An 18,671-nucleotide genomic window follows, 5' to 3' on the forward strand; every position below is an offset into this window, starting at 1 on the left:
TGCCAGCCGGTGGGACCACCGAAACCCCTGGTCACGCCCGACTCACCGGGCCGTCCGGGACGGACTGTCCGCGCGGTAAGCCGCCGCCGGATCAGCCGGCGGACCGCAGCACGAGGCGCATGCACGTCCCCTCGCCCGCCCGCGCGCCACCTGCGGGTCCACGTCCGGCCGTCACGGAGAGTAGTCGAGTGGTTCGTTCCGCGTTGATCGGTTCGGTGGTCATCGTCCCGTTGAGGGGCTTTTGAGGGGACTCAATGTGAGATGTCTCACGCCCGGCCGGGTGCGCGGAGATCGTGCCGCCCTGCGCCTCCGTCAGCCGTTTGACGATGTACAGCCCGAGCCCGATGCCGCCGAAACGGCGCCGGTCCCCGGCGTCCCCCTGGACGAACCGCTCGAAGATCCGCTCATGGTCGCCGAGCGGGATGCCGATGCCCTCGTCGGAGACCGTGACGACGATGTCCGTGCCCTCACGGCGGGCTCCCACGCGCACGGTCCCGCCGTCCGGGGAGTACTTGAACGCGTTCTCCAGCAGCTGCCCGAGGACGATGTCGGTGGCCATCGCGTCCCCGCGGCACGGCGGCAGCTCCGGGTCGATCTCCAGCTCCACCCGGTGCAGCGGCGACAGCGAGCGGAACCCGGCGACCACGCCCTCCAGGACGCGGGAGAGGTCGAACGACTCGATCGCCACGGCCAGCTCGTCGGCCCCGGCGCGCGAGCCGAGCAGCAGGTGCTCGACGAGCCGGCCGAGCGACTGGGCTCGCTCGGCGATGGTGGCGACGGCGGCGCGGCGGTCGGTGTCGGTCAGCTCGTCCCACCGGTTGACCAGCGTGGAGGCGAACCCCTGCACGACCGTGATCGGGGTGCGCAGCTCGTGGCTGGTCGTGGCGAGGAACAGGTCCTTGGCCTCCTCCAGCGCCTTGGCCTCCGAGACGTCACGGAAGTCGACGACCAGCTCACCGGTCTCCTCGATCTCGGCGGCCAGGACGTTCAGCCACGTCCCCGACCCGAGGCGGAACGTGAGCATCTCGCCGAGCGCGGGCATGTCGAACGGCAGCGGGCGGCCGAGGGCGTCCTCCGGCGGGATGCCGGTGAGGGTGTGCGCGGCGTGGTTCCAGTGCCGGACGACGAGGTCGCGGTCCAGCACCGCGATGCCGTCGGCGCTGGAGTCGATGACGGCGCGCTCGTGCGCCCGCTGGCGGACGACCTCGGCGTAGGCGACGGCGTTGCCGACCGCGACCCCGGCATGCCCGGCGAGCAGCTCCAGCAGCTCCAGCTCGGTGTGCCCGACCTTGCGTCCGGAGAACAGCGCGTACAGGGCGCCGTACGGCCGGTTCTGCAGGTACGACAGGCCGAGCGCGATGGTGTGCAGGCCGGGCAGCTCCGACCAGATCAGGTCGCCGAGGCGACGCTCTCCCGTCGCGAGCTTGACGGTCTTGCCCGAGCGCAGCAGCTCCCCGACCAGGCTCGGCCGCAGCTCGGCGGACCTGCCGCGCATCCGCTCCGGCAGCCCGGACATGCTGACCAGCCGCAGCCGCTCGCCCTCGATCTTGACGAACCCGCAGGCGTCGGCGCCGGTCAGCTCGATGAGCGCGGCGGTGATCCGGTCGAGGACCACGGCGAGGTCGAGCTCGGCGCCGAGGTCGGCGACGATGTCGTTCAGCCGCCGGACGAGCCGGGCCCGCTCGGTCATGCGGTGCTGGAGGAGCTCGTCGTCCTCGACGGGATGGTAGACGCCGACCCAGCCGAGCAGCGTGCCGTTCGGGTCCTTCAGCAGGCTCGTGTCGATGCGCACGTCGATGAGCCGGCCGCCCCGGTGGAACCGGCGGGTCGCGATCGAGATCTGCCCGCCGTCGGCCTCGCCCTCGCCGCCGCGCCGGGTGAGGAGCCGCTCCTGGACGGCGTTGTGCTCGGCCTTCAGCTCGTCGGGGACGATGGGCGGGACGCGCCCGATCACCTCGGCGGCGCTCCACCCGAACATGCGCTCGGCCGCCGGGTTCCACACGGTCACCCGGTGCCGCTGGTCCACGGCCACGATCGCGTCCGCGGCGCTCTCGATGACGGCCCGCGCGATCGGATCGTGCACGTGCTCATACACGTCTGTCATCGTGCCACCGCACTCCGGCATACCGCCGGGCAACTTGCGTCGGAACTTGCTGCCGACCCAAACCTTACCGTTTGGTAAGCCTGCCGATGAGCAGGGCCGCGACCCCCGCCACCAGGAAGGACAGCAGCGAGGCGCTCATCCAGGTCTGCGGCGTGAAGTGCAGCGCGTCGCGGACGCCGGACCAGAACTCCGTCCAGCGGGCGACCGTGCCGGGGTTCACGAGCTGGTACACGACGAACCCGGCCGCCCAGGCGGCGATCATGCCCCAGCGGGACGGCGCGGTCCGCGAGACGTCCCAGCCGGCGCGCCCGCGGCCGCGGCCGAGGAAGAAGTCGGCGGCGAGGACGCCGAGCATCGGCACGAACACCGACCCGATCAGCGACAGGAAGCCCGCGTAGTCGCCGATGTCCAGGACCAGCGCGAGCACGGTGATGCCGATGCCGAGCGCGACGCTCAGCACCCGGCGGTCGGCCCGGGGGAACAGGTTCTGGATCGACACCGCCGTGGAGTAGGTGTCGGCGAACGACTGGTCGGCCTCCCGCAGCACGAACACCGCGAAGAAGACCACCCCCAGCGAGGCGCCCAGGAACGGGTCGAAGATCCTGCCCGAGTCGCCCGCGACCAGGGCCAGCGCGAGCAGGCCGAGGACGTAGGCGACGATCTGCGTGACGGAGTAGCCGACGGCCGCGGCGCCGAACGCCCCGCGCTCGGTGCGCGCGTGCCGGGTGTAGTCGGCGGCGACCGGGACCCACGAGATCGACACGGCCAGCGCGGCGTCCGCGCCGATCCAGAACCCGCCCCACGAGCCCTGGTTCAGGTCGGGAAGCGGCTCCCGGACGAGCCGGACGTAGAAGTAGACGAGCGCGATCGCCACCGCGACGGTCACGTAGCGGCGCAGCAGCCGCACCGAGCCGAGCGGCCACACCGTCAGCACGGTCGTGATCGCTCCCGCGGCGACCACGTAGCCCCAGCGCGGGACGCCGTCCCACAGCTCGCGGGCCGCGTCGGCGATGACGATCAGCTCGAACGTCCCCCAGCCGACGAGCTGGGCGATGTTGAGGACGGTCGGCGCGTACGACAGCCGCGCGCCGAACAGGCCGCGCAGCAGCACCATCGCGGGCTGGCCGGTGCGCGCGCCCGGCACCGCGGCGAGGCCGAGCATCAGCCCGCCGAGGGCCGTTCCGACCGCCATCGCGACGATGCCCGCCATGATCGAGATGGTGGGCCGCCCGTCGGCGTCCGGCGCGAGGACGGTGTAGGCGCCGGAGAAGGCCAGGAGGCTGACGCCGAGGTTCCCCCAGAAGGCGCTCTGGTCCCAGAATCCGAGGACCTTGGGGGCGGGTTCGTCGAGGGTGAACGGGGCCTCGTCGCGGGCGCGCTCGCCCTGCGGGCGCTTTTCGACATCGGACGTCACGGGACACGCTCCCTACGCCGGCATTACCCGGACAGGTTCATGCGGTCGGCGACGCCTTGGAGGCCGCCCTCTCAGCCCGGCTGTGGCCCGAGCTCCCGCGGTTATCGGTCAGGCCCGATCGTACAACCGCCCGTCACCCCCTAAAAGGGGCACCCCGGGTCAGATCAGACGATGGTGGTCCGGATCACGCGACGTAGGGCGGGCCGTCCCCGGTCCCCTCCATCGGGCGGCCGGCCGCGGCCCACCCGTTCATGCCGTCGCCGACGTTCCTCGCCAGCCAGCCCGCCTGGTTCAGCGCGACCGTCACCTGGGCGGAACGGGCCCCCGACCGGCAGATGACGAAAACCTCCCGGTCACGCGGGACCTCGCCGGCGCGGTCGCCGAGTTGGCGCATGGGGATGTGGACCGCGCCGGGCGCGTGGCCCGCGTCCCACTCGTCCTGTTCGCGGACGTCCAGCAGGTAGCCGTCCTGCGGGACCTCCGCGGCGACCACGGCCGGCACGTCTTCCCCGAAATTCATCACACCCCCATGGAACCGCGCGAAGCCCCCCTGCGTCGAATCACGCATGCGGTATCGGACGCTCCTTTTCGCAGCGCCCGGGCTGGCCTTGCTGCTGTCCACGGCCGCCTGCGGCGACGAACAGGCAAACGGAAACCCCGCCGGAGCGCCTTCGGGCACGACGTCCGTGCAGCCGTCCGGCTCACCGGCGGACAACCTCACCGTGCAGGTCAAGGCCTCCAAGGAGGCGCCCGCCAAGACCTGGCGGCTGACCTGCGACCCGCCAGGCGGCGACCATCCACAGGCGGCCGGCGCGTGCGCGGCCCTCACGAAGGTCAAGGAACCCTTCAAACCCGTCCCCAAGGATCAGATGTGCACCAAGATCTACGGCGGTCCGGAGATCGCCACGGTCAAGGGCACCTGGGAGGGAGAGCAGGTCGACACCACGTTCACCCGCGATGACGGCTGCCAGCTGCACCGCTGGAGCCAGATCGGCCCGGTCTTCGGGAACGTCCCGAAGGTCCGCTGACCCCGGCGGACGAGCCATCCCCGTTCCGGCTCCGTTCGCGACCCGTGAGTCAGGCCCCGGCACCCGCCGGGGCCTGACGCGTCCCGGCCCGCGCCCGCGCGCACCGGAGCGCAGGGTCAGAGCAGGCCGCCGATGCTGCGGTTCTGGGAGACGGCGGTGTCGAACGCGAGCGGGCAGGCCAGCACGAGCGTGCGCATCGGCTCCTGCAACTGGACGTGCATGCGCAGGACGTACCGGTCGGCCCCGGTGAACACCTGGGACAGGAACTCGCCCATCCCTGCGAAGCCGCGCTGGATCCGGGCGAGCTCCTGCTGCTGCCAGTCGGTGATCCGGCCGCTGAGAAGCTCGTAGTAGCCGATCTGCCGCTCGTGCGGGTCGAGGGATCTCCCAGCCGCGCATCGCCCGCTTGCGCAGGTGGCCGACCAGCCCGCCGTTCGGGGCCAGCACCTGCATCATGGGCGTGCCCACGAACCCGTACGGCTTGTAGAAGTGGAAGTACGGCATGCCGTCCGGGCGCAGGATCGACAGTTTCCGCTCGGCCTTGGTCTGGCTGCCCTGGCTCATGACGCGCAGGGCCTTCTTCGCGCCGCCCACCCCCTGCTCCCGGACGTACGCCGCGGGCTGCCCCTGCGGGCTCCAGATCGTGTAGTTCGCCTCGGTCGAGAAGAACTGCGCCGGCTGGTCGTAGACGAGGATCGGTGATCCGTACAGGTCGGCGGGCTGCTGCGGCGGCCGCTGGTGGTGGTGCTGCGGTTGGTGGTGCTGCGGGTACTGCGGCCCGGGGTAGCCGCCCTGCTGGGGGGCCGGGTAGCCGCCCTGCTGCGGCGGCGGGTAGCCGGGCGCCCTCGGCGGATATCCGTAGGCGGGAGGCGGTGCCGGGGGCGCGTACGGCGGAGCGGGCGGGGGCGCTCCGTAGGGCGGCGCACCGCCGTGGCCAGGGCCGCCTGGCGGGGCGGGTGGGGGCGGGGGGTATCCCATGGCGGCTCCTGAGAAGGTGATCACCGCGGACGACGCGCGACACGATACGCCGCGGACGCCCGGCCCCACAGCCGGATCCGCCCGTCCCCCGGCACTACTTGAGGAGGCGGGACATCCTGCGGTCGGCGAGCGGTTTGCCGCCCGTCTGGCAGGTGGGGCAGTACTGGAGCGCCGAGTCGGCGAACGACACCTCGCGGACCGTGTCCCCGCACACCGGGCACTTCTCGCCGGCGCGCCCGTGCACCCGCAGGCCGGTCTTCTTCTCGCCCTTGAGGTCCTGCGCCTCCAGGCCGCGCGAGCGCTCCACCGCGTCCCGCAGGGTGGTGACGATCGCGTCGTGCAGGACGGCCACGTCCTCCTCGGTCAGCGAGGAGGCGATCTTGAAGGGGGACATCCTCGCGACGTGCAGCACCTCGTCGGAGTAGGCGTTGCCGATGCCCGCGATCACCTTCTGGTCGCGCAGCAGCCCCTTGATCTGCGTGCGCTTGCCGTGGACGATCTCGCCGAGGGCCGCCGGGGTGAACGACTCGTCCAGCGGGTCGGGGCCGAGCGAGGCCACGCCGGGCACGTCCTCCGGGTCGCGGACGACGTAGACGGCGAGGCCCTTCTTGGTGCCGGCCTCGGTGAGGTCGAAGCCCGAGCCGTCGTCGAGGTGCACGCGCAGGGCGAGCGGGTTCTTGCCGCCGGGCCGGACGGGCCTGGTCGGGATCTCGTCGCGCCAGCGCAGCCAGCCGGCGCGGGCCAGGTGGACGACGAGGTGCAGGCCGTCGACGTCCAGGTCGAGGAACTTGCCGTGCCGGGCCGCGCCGGTGACGGTCAGGCCGCCGAGCGCGGTCACCGGCGGGTCGTAGGTCTTCAGCGCGGAGATGGCGAGAACATCGACGCGGGCGACGGCATGGCCGACCGCGCGCTCCCGCAGGAACCCCGCCAGCGCCTCCACCTCAGGTAGTTCGGGCATGGCTTCAGTATCCGCGAAGAGCCGGGGTGCCAGAACGTTCGTCCACAGCCCTGTGGACACCTGTGGAAAACCCTGGGAGCGATGTGACCCGGATCTCGGAATTACCCATACCCCCCTGGGGTTGTCACGGGTATCCGGTTATGGCAGCATATGGGCGACAGAATACCCCCCAGGGGTAAAGGACCGAGGGAGACGACGATGAGCACCGCCACCTACACCGTCAGCGGGATGACCTGCGGCCACTGCGTGAGCTCGGTGACCGAGGAGGTCGAGCAGATCGCCGGCGTGACCGGCGTGGACGTCGACCTCCAGACCGGCAGGGTCACCGTGACCAGCGAGACGCCCCTCGACGACGCCCGGGTCAAGGACGCCGTCGAGGAGGCCGGGTACCAGCTGACCTCATGAGCGGACCGCACCTCGCCCCCGGCGGGGTGCGCCCCTCGGACATCGAGCGGAGTGAGACGGCATGAACAGCGCGACCAGGCTGGGCGCCTACGCCGTGGGACTGGCGGTCGTCTTCGGCGGCGCCGCGGGCGTCGGCAAGATCGTCGGTCCCGTCGGCGGGACGGCGGAAATGGCCTCCCACGACGGCGGCGGGGGCCACGGCGGTGCGGGCGGCGAGCACGGCGCCGGAGGGCACGAGAGCGCGGCGTCCCACACGCCGGGCGGCCTCCAGGTGTCGGAGGACGGCTTCACGCTCGCCCCGCAGCGGACGGTCCTGAGCCCTGGCAAGAAGACGGAGTTCCGGTTCACCATCAACGGGCCGGACGGCAAGCCCGTCACCGGGTTCAAGCCGCTGCACGGCAAGCTCCTGCACCTGATCGTGGCGCGGCGCGACCTGTCCGGCTTCCAGCACCTGCACCCGACCCAGCTCGGCGGCGGCGTCTGGACCGTCCCGATCACGCTGGCCAAGCCCGGCGCGTACCGGTTCTTCACCGACATCCAGCCGGACGGCGCGAAGCGGCAGCTCACGCTCGGCGCCGACGTCTTCGCCCCCGGCGACCTGAAGCCGGCGCCGCTGCCCGAGCCCGAGCAGGTCGCGAAGGTGGACGGCTACGAGGTGCGCCTCACCGGCGGGCTCACTCCCGGCAAGTCCACCGAACTGACCCTCACGGTGAGCAAGGACGGCGAGCCGGTCAACGACCTGGAGCCGTACCTGGAGGCGTACGGCCACCTCGTCGCGCTGCGGCAGGGCGACCTCGCCTACCTCCACGTCCATCCGGACGGGGAGCCCGGCGACGGCGAGACCAAGCCCGGCCCCGGCATAACGTTCTTCGCCGAGGCGCCCAGCTCCGGCGCGTACCGCCTCTACCTGGACTTCAAGCACGACGGCAAGGTCCGCACGGCCGAGTTCACGGTGCACGCGGGGCACGTCCCCGTCCAGGAGCAGGAGCCCGAGCAGGGCCACGGCGACGAGCCCCACACCCACTGACGTTCCGCACGATCGAAGCAGAGGAGGACGCGATGAGCACGGACGCGGTGTCCGGGCGTATCGAGCTGGCGATCGGCGGGATGACGTGCGCGTCGTGCGCCAACCGCATCGAGCGGAAGCTCAACAAGATGGAGGGCGTGACCGCGACGGTCAACTACGCCACCGAGAAGGCCAGGGTCGAGTTCGGGGAGGGGGTCTCCCCGGAGGAGCTGGTCGCCACCGTGGAGAAGGCGGGTTACTCCGCGGCCCTCCCCGCCCCGCCCAAGGCCCCGGACGACGCGGCCCCGGAGCCGGACGACGAGCTGCGCTCGCTGCGGCAGCGGCTGGTCGCCGCGGTGGTGCTGTCGGTCCCGGTGATCGCGATGGCGATGATCCCGGCGATCCAGTTCGAGGCGTGGCAGTGGCTGTCGCTGACGCTCGCCGCTCCCGTCGTCGTCTACGCGGGCTGGCCGTTCCACAAGGCCGCGGCGGCCAACCTGCGGCACGGCGCCGCCACCATGGACACGCTGATCTCGCTCGGCACGCTGGCCGCGTTCGCCTGGTCGCTGTGGGCGCTGTTCTTCGGCACCGCCGGCGAGCTGGGCGTCAAGCACGGGTTCGAGTTCTCCATGACCCGCTCGGACGGGTCGATGAACATCTACCTCGAGGCCGCGTCCGGCGTCATCATGTTCATCCTCGCCGGACGGTACTTCGAGAAGCGCTCCAAGCGCCGGGCCGGCGCCGCCCTGCGGGCCCTGCTGGAACTCGGCGCCAAGGAGGTCTCGGTCGTCCGGGACGGGCGCGAGGAGCGCATCCCGGTCGACCGGCTCGCGGCGGGGGACCTGTTCGTCGTCCGCCCCGGCGAGAAGATCGCCACGGACGGGACGGTCGAGGAGGGCTCGTCCGCCGTGGACGCGTCCATGCTGACCGGCGAGTCGGTCCCGGTCGAGGTCGGGCCCGGGGACGCCGTGGTCGGCGCGACCGTGAACGCGGGCGGGCGGCTGCTGGTGCGCGCCACCCGGGTCGGCTCCGACACCCAGCTCGCGCAGATGGCGCGGCTGGTGGAGGACGCGCAGACGGGCAAGGCGCAGGTGCAGCGGCTCGCCGACCGGATCTCGGGCGTCTTCGTCCCGGTCGTGATCGCGCTCGCGCTCGGCACGCTCGGCTTCTGGATCGGCACCGGCGAGCCGCTCGCCGGCGCCTTCACCGCCGCCGTCGCCGTGCTGATCATCGCCTGCCCGTGCGCCCTCGGCCTCGCCACCCCGACCGCGCTGATGGTCGGGACGGGGCGCGGCGCGCAGCTCGGCATCCTGATCAAGGGCCCGGAGGTGCTGGAGTCCACCCGCGCGATCGACACCGTCGTCCTGGACAAGACGGGCACCGTCACCACCGGCAGGATGGCCCTGGTCGACGTCCTCACCGCCGACGGCGTCTCCGAGGAGGACGTGCTGCGGCTGGCGGGCGCGCTGGAGAACGCGTCCGAGCACCCGATCGCCCAGGCCATCGCCAAGGGCGCGGTCGAGCGGGTCGGCGACCTCGGCGCGGTCGAGGACTTCGCCAACGTCGAGGGCCTCGGCGTCCAGGGGATGGTGGACGGGCACGGCGTCCTCGCGGGCCGCCCGCGGCTGCTCGCGGAGTGGTCGCAGCACCTCACCCCCGACCTCGAACGCGCCATGGAGAAGGCGCAGTCGCTCGGCCGCACCGCCGTCGCGGTCGGCTGGGACGGCGAGGCCCGCGCGGTCATCACCGTCGCCGACCAGGTCAAGCCGACCTCGCGGGAGGCGATCGAGCGGCTGCGCGGGCTGGGGCTGCGCCCGGTCCTGCTGACCGGCGACAACGAGACGGTGGCCCGCACGGTCGCGCAGAAGGTCGGGATCGAGGAGGTCATCGCCGACGTCCTGCCGCAGGACAAGGTGGACGTCGTCAAGCGCCTCCAGTCCGAGGGGCGGACGGTCGCCATGGTCGGCGACGGGGTCAACGACGCCGCCGCGCTGGCCCAGGCCGACCTCGGCCTGGCGATGGGCACCGGCACCGACGTCGCGATCGAGGCGTCCGACCTGACGCTGGTGCGCGGCGACCTGCGCGCCGCGGCCGACGCCATCCGGCTGTCGCGCCGCACGCTCGCCACGATCAAGGGCAACCTGTTCTGGGCCTTCGCCTACAACGTGGCCGCCATCCCCCTGGCGGCGTCCGGCCTGCTCACCCCGATGATCGCCGGAGGCGCCATGGCCTTCTCCTCAGTCTTCGTGGTGACCAACAGCCTCCGGCTGAAGCGCAGTGTCTGATTGCGGTTCGTGGGGCGCCGGGCCCTGGGGGCCCGGCGCCCCACGAACCGCGTGCGATTGCTGCATCGCTCCGACTCGCCTTGGGGCTCGCTGCGCGATCGGTTTCTCGCAGGCTCGAAACCGGCTTCGCACGCAATCGCGACACCTGGGGTCGCCGATGGCTGGGGTGCCGGTTGATGTCGCCCCGCCACGAAGAGCCGGCGGGATCGGGCGTGGTCAGGCGCGAATAATTGCCAGCAGGGGGGCGAGGTTGGGGTCGGTGGCGGTCTCGTCCAGGGCCTCGGTGAGGGTCTCCTCGTAGGTGGGGGCGGCCTTGTCCTGGACGGCGCGGCCCTCGTCGGTGATGACGGTATAGACGCCGCGGCGGTCCTTGGGGCACATGTCGCGGCGGGTGAGGCCGGCGGACTCCAGGCGCGCGACGAGCCGGCTGACCGAGCTCTGGTTGAGGCCGATCAGGTCGGCGAGCTCCTGCATGCGCAGTTCGCCGTCGTCGGCGCGGGCGAGCCGGCAGAGCGCGCGGTACTCCGACAGGCCGATCCCGTGGCGGCGCTGCAGGGCCTTGGAGAGCCCGTGCTCGACCCGCCCGTGCAGCGTGACGATGCCGTCCCAGAGCGCCGCGTCCGCCGCGGCCTTCCCGTCAGCGCCCATCGCGCACCCCGCTTCCTCTTGACTCCAGCTTACATGCAGTGCCAATATCTGCATGTACATGCAACACATGCAGATACATGCAAATGGCCCGCCGAGAGGATGAGGACGATGACCAGCCCCCTGCTCGCCTCCTACGAAGGCCCGCATCTCAGGCTGCGCAACCGCATCGCGATGGCGCCCATGACGCGGGGCCGGGCCGACGACGCGACCGGCGTCCCGCATCCGCTGACCAAGGAGTACTACGCCCAGCGGGCGAGCGCGGGCCTCATCGTCACCGAGGGGCTCTGGCCGCACGTGCTGGGCAAGGGCGGTCCCGGCATCCCCGGTCTGGTGACTGACGAGCAGGTCGCCGGGTGGCGCGAGGTGACCGACGCCGTGCACGAGGCGGGCGGGACGATCTTCGCCCAGCTCTGGCACGTGGGCCGGATGACGCATCCGCTCATCCTGCCGGGCGGCGCCACGCCCGTCGCGCCCTCGGCGGTCGGCATCCGCTCGGAGCGCATCCACACCAACGGGGGCGGCGTCCCCCACGTCACGCCGCGCGCCATGACGACCGCCGAGGCCGAGGAGACGGTCGCGGCCTTCGCCGCCGAGGCGCGCAACGCCGTCCGCGCCGGATTCGACGGCGTCGAGGTGCACGGCGCGAACGGCTACCTCATCCAGCAGTTCCTGGCCGAGAACACCAACCTGCGCACCGACCGGTTCGGCGGCTCCCGCGAGGGCCGGCTCCGCTTCGCCCTGGACGTCGTCCAGGCGGTGGCGGACGCGGTCGGCCCTGAGCGCGTCGGGCTGCGGATCTCCCCCGACAACCCGGAGAACGAGATCGCCGAGCAGGACCCCCAGGGCACCTACCGCGCCCTCGTCGACGCGCTCGACCCGCTCGGCCTGGCCTACCTGCACGTCATCGAGCGGGGCGCGTACGGGGCGCTCGCCGATCTGCGGCCCCGCTGGTCGGGCACGCTCATCGGGAACTTCAACGGGCCGGAGCCGACGTCCCGGCGCGCCGGGGAGGAGGTCGTCGCGGCCGGCCTGGCCGACGTCTTCTCCTACGGGCGCCTGTTCATCTCCAACCCCGATCTCCCCGCACGCTTCGCGACGTCCGCCCCGCTGGCCGCCCACGTCGAGGAACTCGTCTACGGCGGCCATGCCGAGGGCTACATCGACTACCCCTCGCTCGCCCGCGTGTGACGGCTCAGGTCTCCACGGACCAGAAGGCCAGTTCGTGCCGCATGCCCTCCATGAAGAGGCGTTCCGCGGCGGCCGGGTCGGGGGCCGCCTCGTCGATCATCTGGGCGATGCGGGCGGCGAGGTCGGCGAAGCCCGGGTCGGCGTAGGTGTCGACCCAGCGGCGGTAGCGGGGCTCGGACGGCGGGTCCTCGGCGAGGATCCGTCCGAGGGTGGAGTAGCCCCACATGCACGGGTAGAGGGCCGCGAGCCCGTCGGCGTACACGGCGGCGCTGTCCAGCAGGAAGGACGTGTAGGCGGCGCAGGCGGGCCCCTTCTCGGCGCCGTCGAGGTCGGCGGAGAAGCTCGCGGACAGGGAGCGGTGCAGGTCGAGCTCGTCGTGGAAGGTGGCGTGGGCCAGGTCGACGAGGTCTCCCAGGTGGGCGTCAGGAGCCTGCCACGCCAGACGGGAGAAGACGCGCACGTAGTCGTGCAGGAAGAGGTAGTCCTGTTCCAGCCAGGAGCGGAACACGGCCTCGTCGAGGTCGCCTTGGGCGATGCCCTTCACGGTCGGGTGCTGGAGTTGCTCGTCCACCAGCGGACGGCCCAGTTCTTCCAAGTGCGCGGCGAGACTCATGGCGCCAGTCTGCCGCAGACACGACCAGGCCCCGCCGGGTCGAGCGACCCGGCGGGGCCTTGGTCTAGCACCGGTGTGCGGGTCGCCTCTCGGCGAAAGGCACAACACGGCTCCAGCCGGACGGTATTCCGTGAAGGCGATAGGTGAGGCCCGGGGACACCAGGCACACCGGCTGTCATCTGTAACCGATGGGCCCCGGCGATTGTTCCCGGGTCCCGAAATCCGCGAAGGTCCCCGTCCGGCGGATGGTGTGCCATCCCAGGCGGGACCCCAGCAGCGCGGTCACCACGGACTGGAGAACGACCAGGTACATGAGCTGCCGGTACACGAACTGCTGGAGCGGCAGCGCCCACAGGGGACGGACGGACTCGCCGTCCAGCCACAGGGCGTAGGCCCCGGCGGCGGCCTGCGCGGCGACGAAGAGCGTCCAGGAGATGAGCGGCACGACGGGGTCGAGGAAGAACAGCCCGAACAGCGCGAACAGGTCGATGACCGGCGCGAACAGGGGAAGCAGCACCTGGAACACCGTCAGGTAGGGCAGGCAGCGGCGGCCGAACCGCCCCGAGCCGCCGCCCTCGACGACGGAGCGGCGGTGCTTCCACATCGCCTGCATCGTCCCGTAGCACCAGCGGTACCGCTGCCTCCACAGCTGCCGCAGCGACGACGGCGCCTCGGTCCAGGCGAGGGCCTTCTCCTCGTAGACGACGCGCCGCCCCGTGCGGCAGATCGCTATGGTGAGGTCGGTGTCCTCGGCGAGGGTGTCGCCCGGGACGCCGCCCACCTCGGCGAGGACGGACCGCCGGAACGCCCCGATCGCGCCCGGGATGGTCGGCATGCAGCGCAGGAGGTCGAACATCCGCCGGTCGAGGTTGAAGCCGATGACGTACTCGATGTGCTGCCAGCGGCCGAGGAGGCCGCCCCGGTTGGCGACCTTGGTGTTGCCGCTCACCGCGCCCACCTCCGGGTCCGCGAAGGGGGCGAGCAGGTGCCGGAGGGTGTCGCGCTGGAAGACGGTGTCGCCGTCCACGAGCACGAGGACGTCGGCCCCCGCCGCGGCGATGCCCGCGTTGAGCGCGCTCGGCTTCCCGCCGTTGGGCTTGCGGACGAGGTGCAGGCCGGGCAGCCGCATCGACTCGACGATCGCGGCCGTGGCGTCGGCGGACCCGTCGTCCACCACGATGACCTCGACGGTTCCGGGGTAGTCGGTGTCGAGCAGCGAGGCGACCGTCGCCGCGATGCCGGCCTCCTCGTTGTAGGCGGGGACGACCACGGAGACCGGCGGGAACGGGTCCGGCGGCAGACCGCCCGGTGGCGGCCCCCGCCGACCGCGGGCGCGGCGCGGCCGGTGCTCGGGCCTGCGGACCCGGCGCATGTGGACGTGCGCGAACACCAGCAGCATGAGGAGCCTGAGCACGCAGAGGACGCCCGCGACCCCGAACACCGCGCCCATGGTGCCGGTGAGCGCGGACGCCGCCCGCTGGGCCGTGACCAGCGTCCAGCCGACGGCGCGCTCGCGCAGGGGCACCGCGACCTCGGCGGGAGGCATCCCCAGCGCCCGCGTGAGCGTGGTGAAGCGGTAGCCCTGCGGCTGGAGCCTGTCGATGATCTGCTCGACGGCCGCGACGGTCTCGGACCGGTCGCCGCCCGAGTCGTGCAGCATCACGACGGCGCCCTCGCCGCGCGCGCCCGCCGCCAGCGCCCGCCGGACGATCGCCGCCGTGCCGGGGCGGGCCCAGTCCTCGGTGTCGCGGTCGGTGAGGACGACGACGTAGCCGTCCTCGCCCGCCCGCTCGGCCGCGCGCCACTCCGGGGCGGTGAGGCCGTCCGGACGGGAGGAGTACGGCATCCGCATCAGCCTGGTGTGGACGCCCGCCGCGCCCGCCAGCGCGCGTTGCGTGAGGTCCATCTCCAGGCGCCCGCGCCAGCGCGGCACGGCGGCGAGGTCGGCGTGGGTGTAGGTGTGCGAGCCGATCTCGTGGCCCTCGCGGAGGACGCGGCGGGTCAGCTCCGGCTCGCTCGCCACGCGCGCGCCGACGGTGAAGAACGTGGCGCGGGCGCCGCGGCGGCGCAGGACGTCCAGCAGCCGCGGCGTCCACTCGGGGTCGGGGCCGTCGTCGAACGTCAGCGCGATCGTCTTCGCCGGCATGCGGCGGCTCCGCGGCGCGCCGCCCGAGAGGTTGACCACGGGCCCGCCCTCGGTCGCTCGGGACGGCGCCGGCGCGGCGTCCCCCTTGGCCCGCGGCGCCTCGCCGACGGCCCCGCTCGCGAAGCCGTCCAGGAGGAGGAGCACGGCCAGCACCAGGCCGCCGAGCGACAGCAGGATCCAGTGGGCCCGCGGTTCACCCCGTCGCATGCTCAGCCGTTCTTCTTCTTGCGGCCCCAAGCGGGAGGTGTCGCCTGCGATTTGCCCGGACGGTTCGTCGCCGTTCCCGTCGCCGCCGGCGCGGGGGCGGGGGTGGCCGGCGCGGCACCGGGCACCGCGGGCGCGGCGGTCGCCCTGGGCGCCGCCGACGCCCGGGGCGTTCCGGACGGCGCGCCCGACCGGGGGTGCGCGTTGGCGCCCGGCTCGTTCGCCTTTCCGGCGGGGAGGCTCGGACGGCCCAGCTTCACCTGCGGCTTGGCGGACGCCTCGCTCCACGGCGTCAGCGGGACGTCGGCCCCCGTGGTCATGCCGAGGCCGAGCGCGCCCAGGAAGACCAGGAGCACCGCCCCCATGAGCAGGCCCAGCCGGCGCCCGAGCCGGGCGCGCCCACCGGTCGCGTCGACGAAGACCGGCGAAGCGTCGCCCGGTACCGCGTCCGGGGCGGGTTCGGGGAGCGGCCTGGTCAAGGGCGGGGAGACAGGCGCTATGCCGGTGACAAGGAGCTCGTCCCGGTCGTGAGGGGCATTGCCGATCATGTTCGTCCGTCTCGTGCGCGGGGGACCGGCCGGGCGGCCGCGGGGGGTTCACTGCGTCAGCGCGAACCCTCGCGTCCGTGTCACACCACGGGGCAAATGCCTGCACAATGGCGCGGTGGACGAGGACGAGCTCGGCCGGGCACTGCGCGCGGCGCAGAACGGCGACGAGGAGTCCTTCCGCATGCTCTACCGCGACGTCCAGCCGCGCCTGATCCGTTTCGCCGGGGCCATCGTCGGAGCGGACGCGGAGGACGTGACGTCGGAGGCCTGGCTGCAGATCGCCCGCGACCTCCCGACGTTCCGCGGCGACCTCGACGGCTTCCGCGGCTGGACCGCGACGATCACCCGGCACCGGGCGCTGGACCACCTGCGCCGCAAGTCCCGCCGCCCCGCCTCCGACCTGCCGGTCGAGGAGCTGGTCTCGATGGCCGCGGCCGCCGACACCGAGCTGGACGCCCTCGACGGCATCGCCACCGAGCAGGCGCTGCGGCTGATCGCCGACCTGCCCCGCGACCAGGCCGAGGCGGTGCTGCTGCGCGTCGTCGTCGGCCTGGACGCCAAGTCGGCGGGCAAGGTGCTCGGCAAGCGGGCGGGCGCCGTGCGGACCGCCGCCTACCGCGGCCTGCGGCGCCTCGCCGAGCGGCTCCCGGCGCCCCGCGCGGACGCCGCGGGCACCCGTCCCCTCGTCCGGGGTGACACGAGCGGCGGCGGCGGCGCTGAAGGGGTGACATGAGAGACCAGGAGCCGGGACGGCTGGATCCGCGCGCCGCCGAGCGGCTGCTCGACGGCGCCGGCGGGCACGCCGAGCTGCGCGAGCTGCTCGCGGCGGCCACCGCCCCCGGCCGCCCCGGGGAGCTCGCGGGGGAGGACGCCGCCGTCGCCGCCTTCCTGGCGGCTCCCCGCCCCGCCCCCCGCTCCCGGGCGGCCGGCCTGCGCCGGTTCCTCACCGCCAAGGTCATCGCGGTGGTGGGCGGCTCGGTCCTGCTGTCGGGCGGCGTCGCCTACGCGACCGGGAACTTCCCCGGCCAGGAGCCGGCGCCCGCGCCGTCGCCGACGCGCCAGGAGCACAAGGTCCGCGACGAGGGCGGCGGCCCCGACCCCCGCACGTCGCGGACGCCCGGTCCGGCGCCCTCGTCCACGCCGTCCCGCGGGCAGGGCAAGTCCGGCGAGCACGGCAAGAAGACCGCGCCGGGGCAGCAGAAGAAGACCGAGACCCCGAAGGCGAAGCCGACACCTCCGCGGGGCCCGGGGAGCAACAACGGCAACGGCACGACTCCCCCGACCAGCCCGGCCAAGAAGGGCAAGGGCGCCTCCAAGGGCAACGGCGCCGCCGACGGCGAGTCGTCGGACGGCGCCGCCCCGAGCAGCGGCTCCGCGACCGCCACGCCCCTCGTGGGCGGCGGCGAGTCCTCGCGTTGACCTCCCTGCCGCGCCCCTGAGCGTCACAGGCAGCCCTCGAACTGCGGCACCTCCAGGTCCGACAGGTCCAGGCCGGACGATCCGAACCACCTGCGCATGAAGGCCGCCATCGTCCCGTCCTGGTACATCCGAGTGACGGCCGTGTTGAGCGCCTCGCAGCCGTCCGGGTCGCCCCGGCGGATCGCGATGCCCGTCCGCCGCTCGCCGAAGCGGGCGTTCAGCAACCGGAAGCCGGCGCCGCGCCGCGACTTCAGCCCCGCCAGGATGGTGTCGTTGGTGGTGATCGCGTCGATCCGGCCGTCCGCGAGCATGCCCATGCACTCGTCGTAGGACCGGGCCGCCACCGGCACGGCCGGCACCTCCCGCTCGACCGTCACCGCCTCGGCCGCGCCCGATCCCGCGACGGCGCAGATCCTGCGCCCCTTCAGGTCGCGGACGCCGCGCACGCCGTGCTCGCCGTCCCGGACGAGGATGTCCTGGTACGACAGGAGGTACGGGCCCGCGAACGCGAGCCGCTGCGTCCACTCGGGTTCGATCCAGAACGTCGGGACCATGTCGACGTCCCCGTCGCGCAGCAGCCGTTCCCGGTCCCGCGCCAGCGCCGGGACGAAGCGGACCTTCTTTCCCAACCGTGCGGCGAGGTAGCGGGAGACGTCGACGTCCAGGCCCTCGAACGTGCCGTCCGGGCGCCGGAACCCGATGCCCGGCAGGTCCGGCCGGACGCCCGCCGTCAGCGTCTCCTCGCCGAGGATGGACCCCGCGTCGCGGCCGGCGCAGCCGCCGAGCAGGAGGCACCCGGCCAGTGCCGCCGCGATCGGTCGCCGCATCGTCCGCCCCCTCGAACGGCCCCGCAGGTCAGGGCACTCCGCCTTCAAGCTCGCAGGCGGCCGGGCGTCTCTCCACCCGGTGGCCGTATCCGGTCCCGTCCGCCGCCCGGCCCGGGCGGCGCCTCGGCGGGCCGGGCCTCGGCGGCGGGCGCGAGCCGGTGGCCGCGGGCCCTGCGGAGCGCCGTAAAGATTCCGTAAACGGTGTCCGCCAAGCTATGAGCACCGGAAACAACCGCGATGAGTCGCGTAACCGAGGAGAAGACGATGCGGAAGTTCAAGCTTCAGGTCCAGGTCAGCGTCGACGGCTACATGGCCGGCCCGAACGGCGAGATGGACTGGATGAAGTTCCCCTGGACCGATGACATCTCCCAGTACATCGACGGCCTGATGCAGGTGGACACCATCGTGCTGGGCCGCAAGCTCGCCGAGGGCTTCATCCCCGCCTGGGAGGCCGGGCCCGAGCACGAGACCCAGGAGGCCATCGACCAGATGAACAACACGCCCAAGGTCGTGATCTCCAACAGCCTCACCGAGTCGCCGTGGAAGAACGCCGAGATCGCGGGCGGCGACCTCACCGAGATCGTGAACGGGCTGAAGTCCCGTCCCGGCGGGGACATGATCGCCTACGGGGGCGGCACGCTCGTCCGCGACCTGATCCGCCGTGGCCTGCTCGACGACATCTACCTGTTCGTCAACCCGACCGCGATCGGCACCGGCATGCCGGTGTTCCCGGAGGGCTCCTACCAGCGCCTCGACCTGGTGGAGGCGCGCCCATTCGACTGCGGCATCACCGTCCTGCACTACCGGCCGCAGAGCGCCTGACGGGCGGCGCGCCGAGGGAGCGGGCGCAGCCCCGCCCGCTCCGCCGGAGGCCGTCCGGGCCGCGGCGACCGGCTCGGC

At 73.0% G+C, this 18,671-nt stretch carries 18 protein-coding genes and 1 riboswitch; of the genes, 8 read left to right on the top strand and 10 right to left on the bottom strand.

Annotated elements, in window-relative coordinates; genetic code table 11:
- Window positions 1–91: 91 nt before the first annotated feature.
- The 3 genes from FKD65_RS23565 to FKD65_RS23575 all read right to left on the bottom strand — a co-directional run bounded on the left by FKD65_RS23565 (window position 92) and on the right by FKD65_RS23575 (window position 4,038).
- The gene (locus FKD65_RS23565; protein ID WP_240809567.1) at window positions 92–2,104 is read right to left on the bottom strand and encodes a PAS domain-containing protein; all 2,013 of its coding nucleotides are present in this window, start codon (window positions 2,102–2,104) and stop codon (window positions 92–94) included.
- Window positions 2,105–2,168: 64 nt separating this feature from the next.
- A complete protein-coding gene (locus FKD65_RS23570; RefSeq protein WP_141579544.1) occupies window positions 2,169–3,518 on the bottom strand; it encodes a cytosine permease in 1,350 nt (449 codons plus the stop codon).
- Window positions 3,511–3,627, bottom strand: a riboswitch (TPP riboswitch). Its footprint overlaps the gene before it by 8 nt.
- Window positions 3,628–3,702: 75 nt before the next feature.
- A complete protein-coding gene (locus FKD65_RS23575; protein WP_141579545.1) occupies window positions 3,703–4,038 on the bottom strand; it encodes a rhodanese-like domain-containing protein in 336 nt (111 codons plus the stop codon).
- Window positions 4,039–4,084: 46 nt separating this feature from the next.
- Here FKD65_RS23575 and FKD65_RS23580 point away from each other — a divergent pair, with 46 nt between their 5' ends.
- The gene (locus FKD65_RS23580; protein WP_141579546.1) at window positions 4,085–4,546 is read left to right on the top strand and encodes an SSI family serine proteinase inhibitor; all 462 of its coding nucleotides are present in this window, start codon (window positions 4,085–4,087) and stop codon (window positions 4,544–4,546) included.
- A 116-nt stretch (window positions 4,547–4,662) separates the two neighbouring features.
- On the opposite strand, the gene FKD65_RS23585 is transcribed toward FKD65_RS23580, so the two are convergent.
- Together FKD65_RS23585 and FKD65_RS23595 are read right to left on the bottom strand one after the other, a co-directional pair.
- Window positions 4,663–4,821 (bottom strand): hypothetical protein, encoded by a 159-nt coding sequence (locus tag FKD65_RS23585; protein WP_168221159.1) that lies wholly within the window; start codon window positions 4,819–4,821, stop codon window positions 4,663–4,665.
- A 797-nt stretch (window positions 4,822–5,618) separates the two neighbouring features.
- Complete coding sequence (locus FKD65_RS23595) at window positions 5,619–6,482, bottom strand: Fpg/Nei family DNA glycosylase (protein WP_141579549.1); 864 nt, start codon at window positions 6,480–6,482, stop codon at window positions 5,619–5,621.
- Window positions 6,483–6,680: 198 nt separating this feature from the next.
- Here FKD65_RS23595 and FKD65_RS23600 point away from each other — a divergent pair, with 198 nt between their 5' ends.
- The 3 genes from FKD65_RS23600 to FKD65_RS23610 all read left to right on the top strand — a co-directional run bounded on the left by FKD65_RS23600 (window position 6,681) and on the right by FKD65_RS23610 (window position 10,178).
- On the top strand, window positions 6,681–6,887 hold the full coding sequence (locus FKD65_RS23600) for a heavy-metal-associated domain-containing protein (RefSeq protein ID WP_141579550.1): 207 nt from the start codon (window positions 6,681–6,683) through the stop codon (window positions 6,885–6,887).
- 61 nt (window positions 6,888–6,948) lie between these two features.
- Window positions 6,949–7,914 carry a hypothetical protein gene (locus FKD65_RS23605; protein ID WP_240809568.1) on the top strand — a complete coding sequence of 322 codons (966 nt, stop codon included), beginning with the start codon at window positions 6,949–6,951 and terminating at the stop codon, window positions 7,912–7,914.
- Between the two features lie 32 nt (window positions 7,915–7,946).
- Window positions 7,947–10,178, top strand: coding sequence for a cation-translocating P-type ATPase (locus tag FKD65_RS23610; protein ID WP_141579551.1), 2,232 nt, complete (start codon window positions 7,947–7,949; stop codon window positions 10,176–10,178).
- Window positions 10,179–10,394: 216 nt separating this feature from the next.
- Here FKD65_RS23610 and FKD65_RS46300 read toward each other — a convergent pair whose 3' ends face one another.
- Entirely contained in the window at window positions 10,395–10,826 is a 432-nt protein-coding gene (locus FKD65_RS46300; protein WP_141579552.1) for a MarR family winged helix-turn-helix transcriptional regulator, read from the bottom strand.
- A gap of 108 nt (window positions 10,827–10,934) precedes the next feature.
- On the opposite strand from FKD65_RS46300, the gene FKD65_RS23620 reads away from it, so the two are divergent.
- The gene (locus tag FKD65_RS23620) at window positions 10,935–12,014 is read left to right on the top strand and encodes an alkene reductase (protein WP_240809569.1); all 1,080 of its coding nucleotides are present in this window, start codon (window positions 10,935–10,937) and stop codon (window positions 12,012–12,014) included.
- 4 nt (window positions 12,015–12,018) lie between these two features.
- On the opposite strand, the gene FKD65_RS23625 is transcribed toward FKD65_RS23620, so the two are convergent.
- The 3 genes from FKD65_RS23625 to FKD65_RS44365 all read right to left on the bottom strand — a co-directional run bounded on the left by FKD65_RS23625 (window position 12,019) and on the right by FKD65_RS44365 (window position 15,456).
- Window positions 12,019–12,627 carry a TenA family protein gene (locus FKD65_RS23625; RefSeq protein ID WP_141579554.1) on the bottom strand — a complete coding sequence of 203 codons (609 nt, stop codon included), beginning with the start codon at window positions 12,625–12,627 and terminating at the stop codon, window positions 12,019–12,021.
- Between the two features lie 175 nt (window positions 12,628–12,802).
- A complete protein-coding gene (locus tag FKD65_RS23630; RefSeq protein WP_141579555.1) occupies window positions 12,803–14,980 on the bottom strand; it encodes a bifunctional polysaccharide deacetylase/glycosyltransferase family 2 protein in 2,178 nt (725 codons plus the stop codon).
- 2 nt (window positions 14,981–14,982) lie between these two features.
- A complete protein-coding gene (locus FKD65_RS44365; RefSeq protein WP_168221160.1) occupies window positions 14,983–15,456 on the bottom strand; it encodes a hypothetical protein in 474 nt (157 codons plus the stop codon).
- 184 nt (window positions 15,457–15,640) lie between these two features.
- Here FKD65_RS44365 and FKD65_RS23640 point away from each other — a divergent pair, with 184 nt between their 5' ends.
- Both FKD65_RS23640 and FKD65_RS23645 read left to right on the top strand, forming a co-directional pair.
- A complete protein-coding gene (locus FKD65_RS23640; RefSeq protein WP_240809570.1) occupies window positions 15,641–16,258 on the top strand; it encodes an RNA polymerase sigma factor in 618 nt (205 codons plus the stop codon).
- Window positions 16,255–16,944 (top strand): hypothetical protein, encoded by a 690-nt coding sequence (locus FKD65_RS23645; protein ID WP_141579557.1) that lies wholly within the window; start codon window positions 16,255–16,257, stop codon window positions 16,942–16,944. Before FKD65_RS23640 ends, FKD65_RS23645 begins: the two co-directional genes overlap by 4 nt.
- Before the next feature lie 23 nt (window positions 16,945–16,967).
- Here the strand turns inward: FKD65_RS23645 and FKD65_RS23650 are convergent, their stop codons facing one another.
- A complete protein-coding gene (locus FKD65_RS23650; RefSeq protein WP_141579558.1) occupies window positions 16,968–17,771 on the bottom strand; it encodes a transporter substrate-binding domain-containing protein in 804 nt (267 codons plus the stop codon).
- Between the two features lie 264 nt (window positions 17,772–18,035).
- Between FKD65_RS23650 and FKD65_RS23655 the strand changes: the two genes are divergently transcribed.
- Window positions 18,036–18,593 carry a dihydrofolate reductase family protein gene (locus FKD65_RS23655; protein ID WP_141579559.1) on the top strand — a complete coding sequence of 186 codons (558 nt, stop codon included), beginning with the start codon at window positions 18,036–18,038 and terminating at the stop codon, window positions 18,591–18,593.
- Window positions 18,594–18,671 lie beyond the last annotated feature (78 nt).

This window comes from Actinomadura sp. WMMA1423 (genome assembly GCF_006547145.1).
In the GTDB taxonomy this organism is placed as follows: Bacteria; Actinomycetota; Actinomycetes; order Streptosporangiales; family Streptosporangiaceae; genus Spirillospora.

Excerpts from the sequence above, each read along its gene's own strand:
- FKD65_RS23580 (WP_141579546.1), top strand. The coding sequence starts at position 4,085 with ATGCGGTATCGGACGCTCCTTTTCGCAGCGCCCGGGCTGGCCTTGCTG.
- FKD65_RS23625 (WP_141579554.1), bottom strand. The coding sequence starts at position 12,627 with ATGAGTCTCGCCGCGCACTTGGAAGAACTGGGCCGTCCGCTGGTGGAC.
- FKD65_RS23605 (WP_240809568.1), top strand. The coding sequence starts at position 6,949 with ATGAACAGCGCGACCAGGCTGGGCGCCTACGCCGTGGGACTGGCGGTC.
- FKD65_RS23610 (WP_141579551.1), top strand. The coding sequence starts at position 7,947 with ATGAGCACGGACGCGGTGTCCGGGCGTATCGAGCTGGCGATCGGCGGG.
- FKD65_RS46300 (WP_141579552.1), bottom strand. The coding sequence starts at position 10,826 with ATGGGCGCTGACGGGAAGGCCGCGGCGGACGCGGCGCTCTGGGACGGC.
- FKD65_RS23650 (WP_141579558.1), bottom strand. The coding sequence starts at position 17,771 with ATGCGGCGACCGATCGCGGCGGCACTGGCCGGGTGCCTCCTGCTCGGC.
- FKD65_RS23645 (WP_141579557.1), top strand. The coding sequence starts at position 16,255 with ATGAGAGACCAGGAGCCGGGACGGCTGGATCCGCGCGCCGCCGAGCGG.
- FKD65_RS23575 (WP_141579545.1), bottom strand. The coding sequence starts at position 4,038 with ATGAATTTCGGGGAAGACGTGCCGGCCGTGGTCGCCGCGGAGGTCCCG.
- FKD65_RS23620 (WP_240809569.1), top strand. The coding sequence starts at position 10,935 with ATGACCAGCCCCCTGCTCGCCTCCTACGAAGGCCCGCATCTCAGGCTG.
- FKD65_RS23600 (WP_141579550.1), top strand. The coding sequence starts at position 6,681 with ATGAGCACCGCCACCTACACCGTCAGCGGGATGACCTGCGGCCACTGC.
- FKD65_RS23655 (WP_141579559.1), top strand. The coding sequence starts at position 18,036 with ATGCGGAAGTTCAAGCTTCAGGTCCAGGTCAGCGTCGACGGCTACATG.
- FKD65_RS23595 (WP_141579549.1), bottom strand. The coding sequence starts at position 6,482 with ATGCCCGAACTACCTGAGGTGGAGGCGCTGGCGGGGTTCCTGCGGGAG.
- FKD65_RS23565 (WP_240809567.1), bottom strand. The coding sequence starts at position 2,104 with ATGACAGACGTGTATGAGCACGTGCACGATCCGATCGCGCGGGCCGTC.
- FKD65_RS23630 (WP_141579555.1), bottom strand. The coding sequence starts at position 14,980 with ATGCGACGGGGTGAACCGCGGGCCCACTGGATCCTGCTGTCGCTCGGC.
- FKD65_RS23585 (WP_168221159.1), bottom strand. The coding sequence starts at position 4,821 with ATGGGCGAGTTCCTGTCCCAGGTGTTCACCGGGGCCGACCGGTACGTC.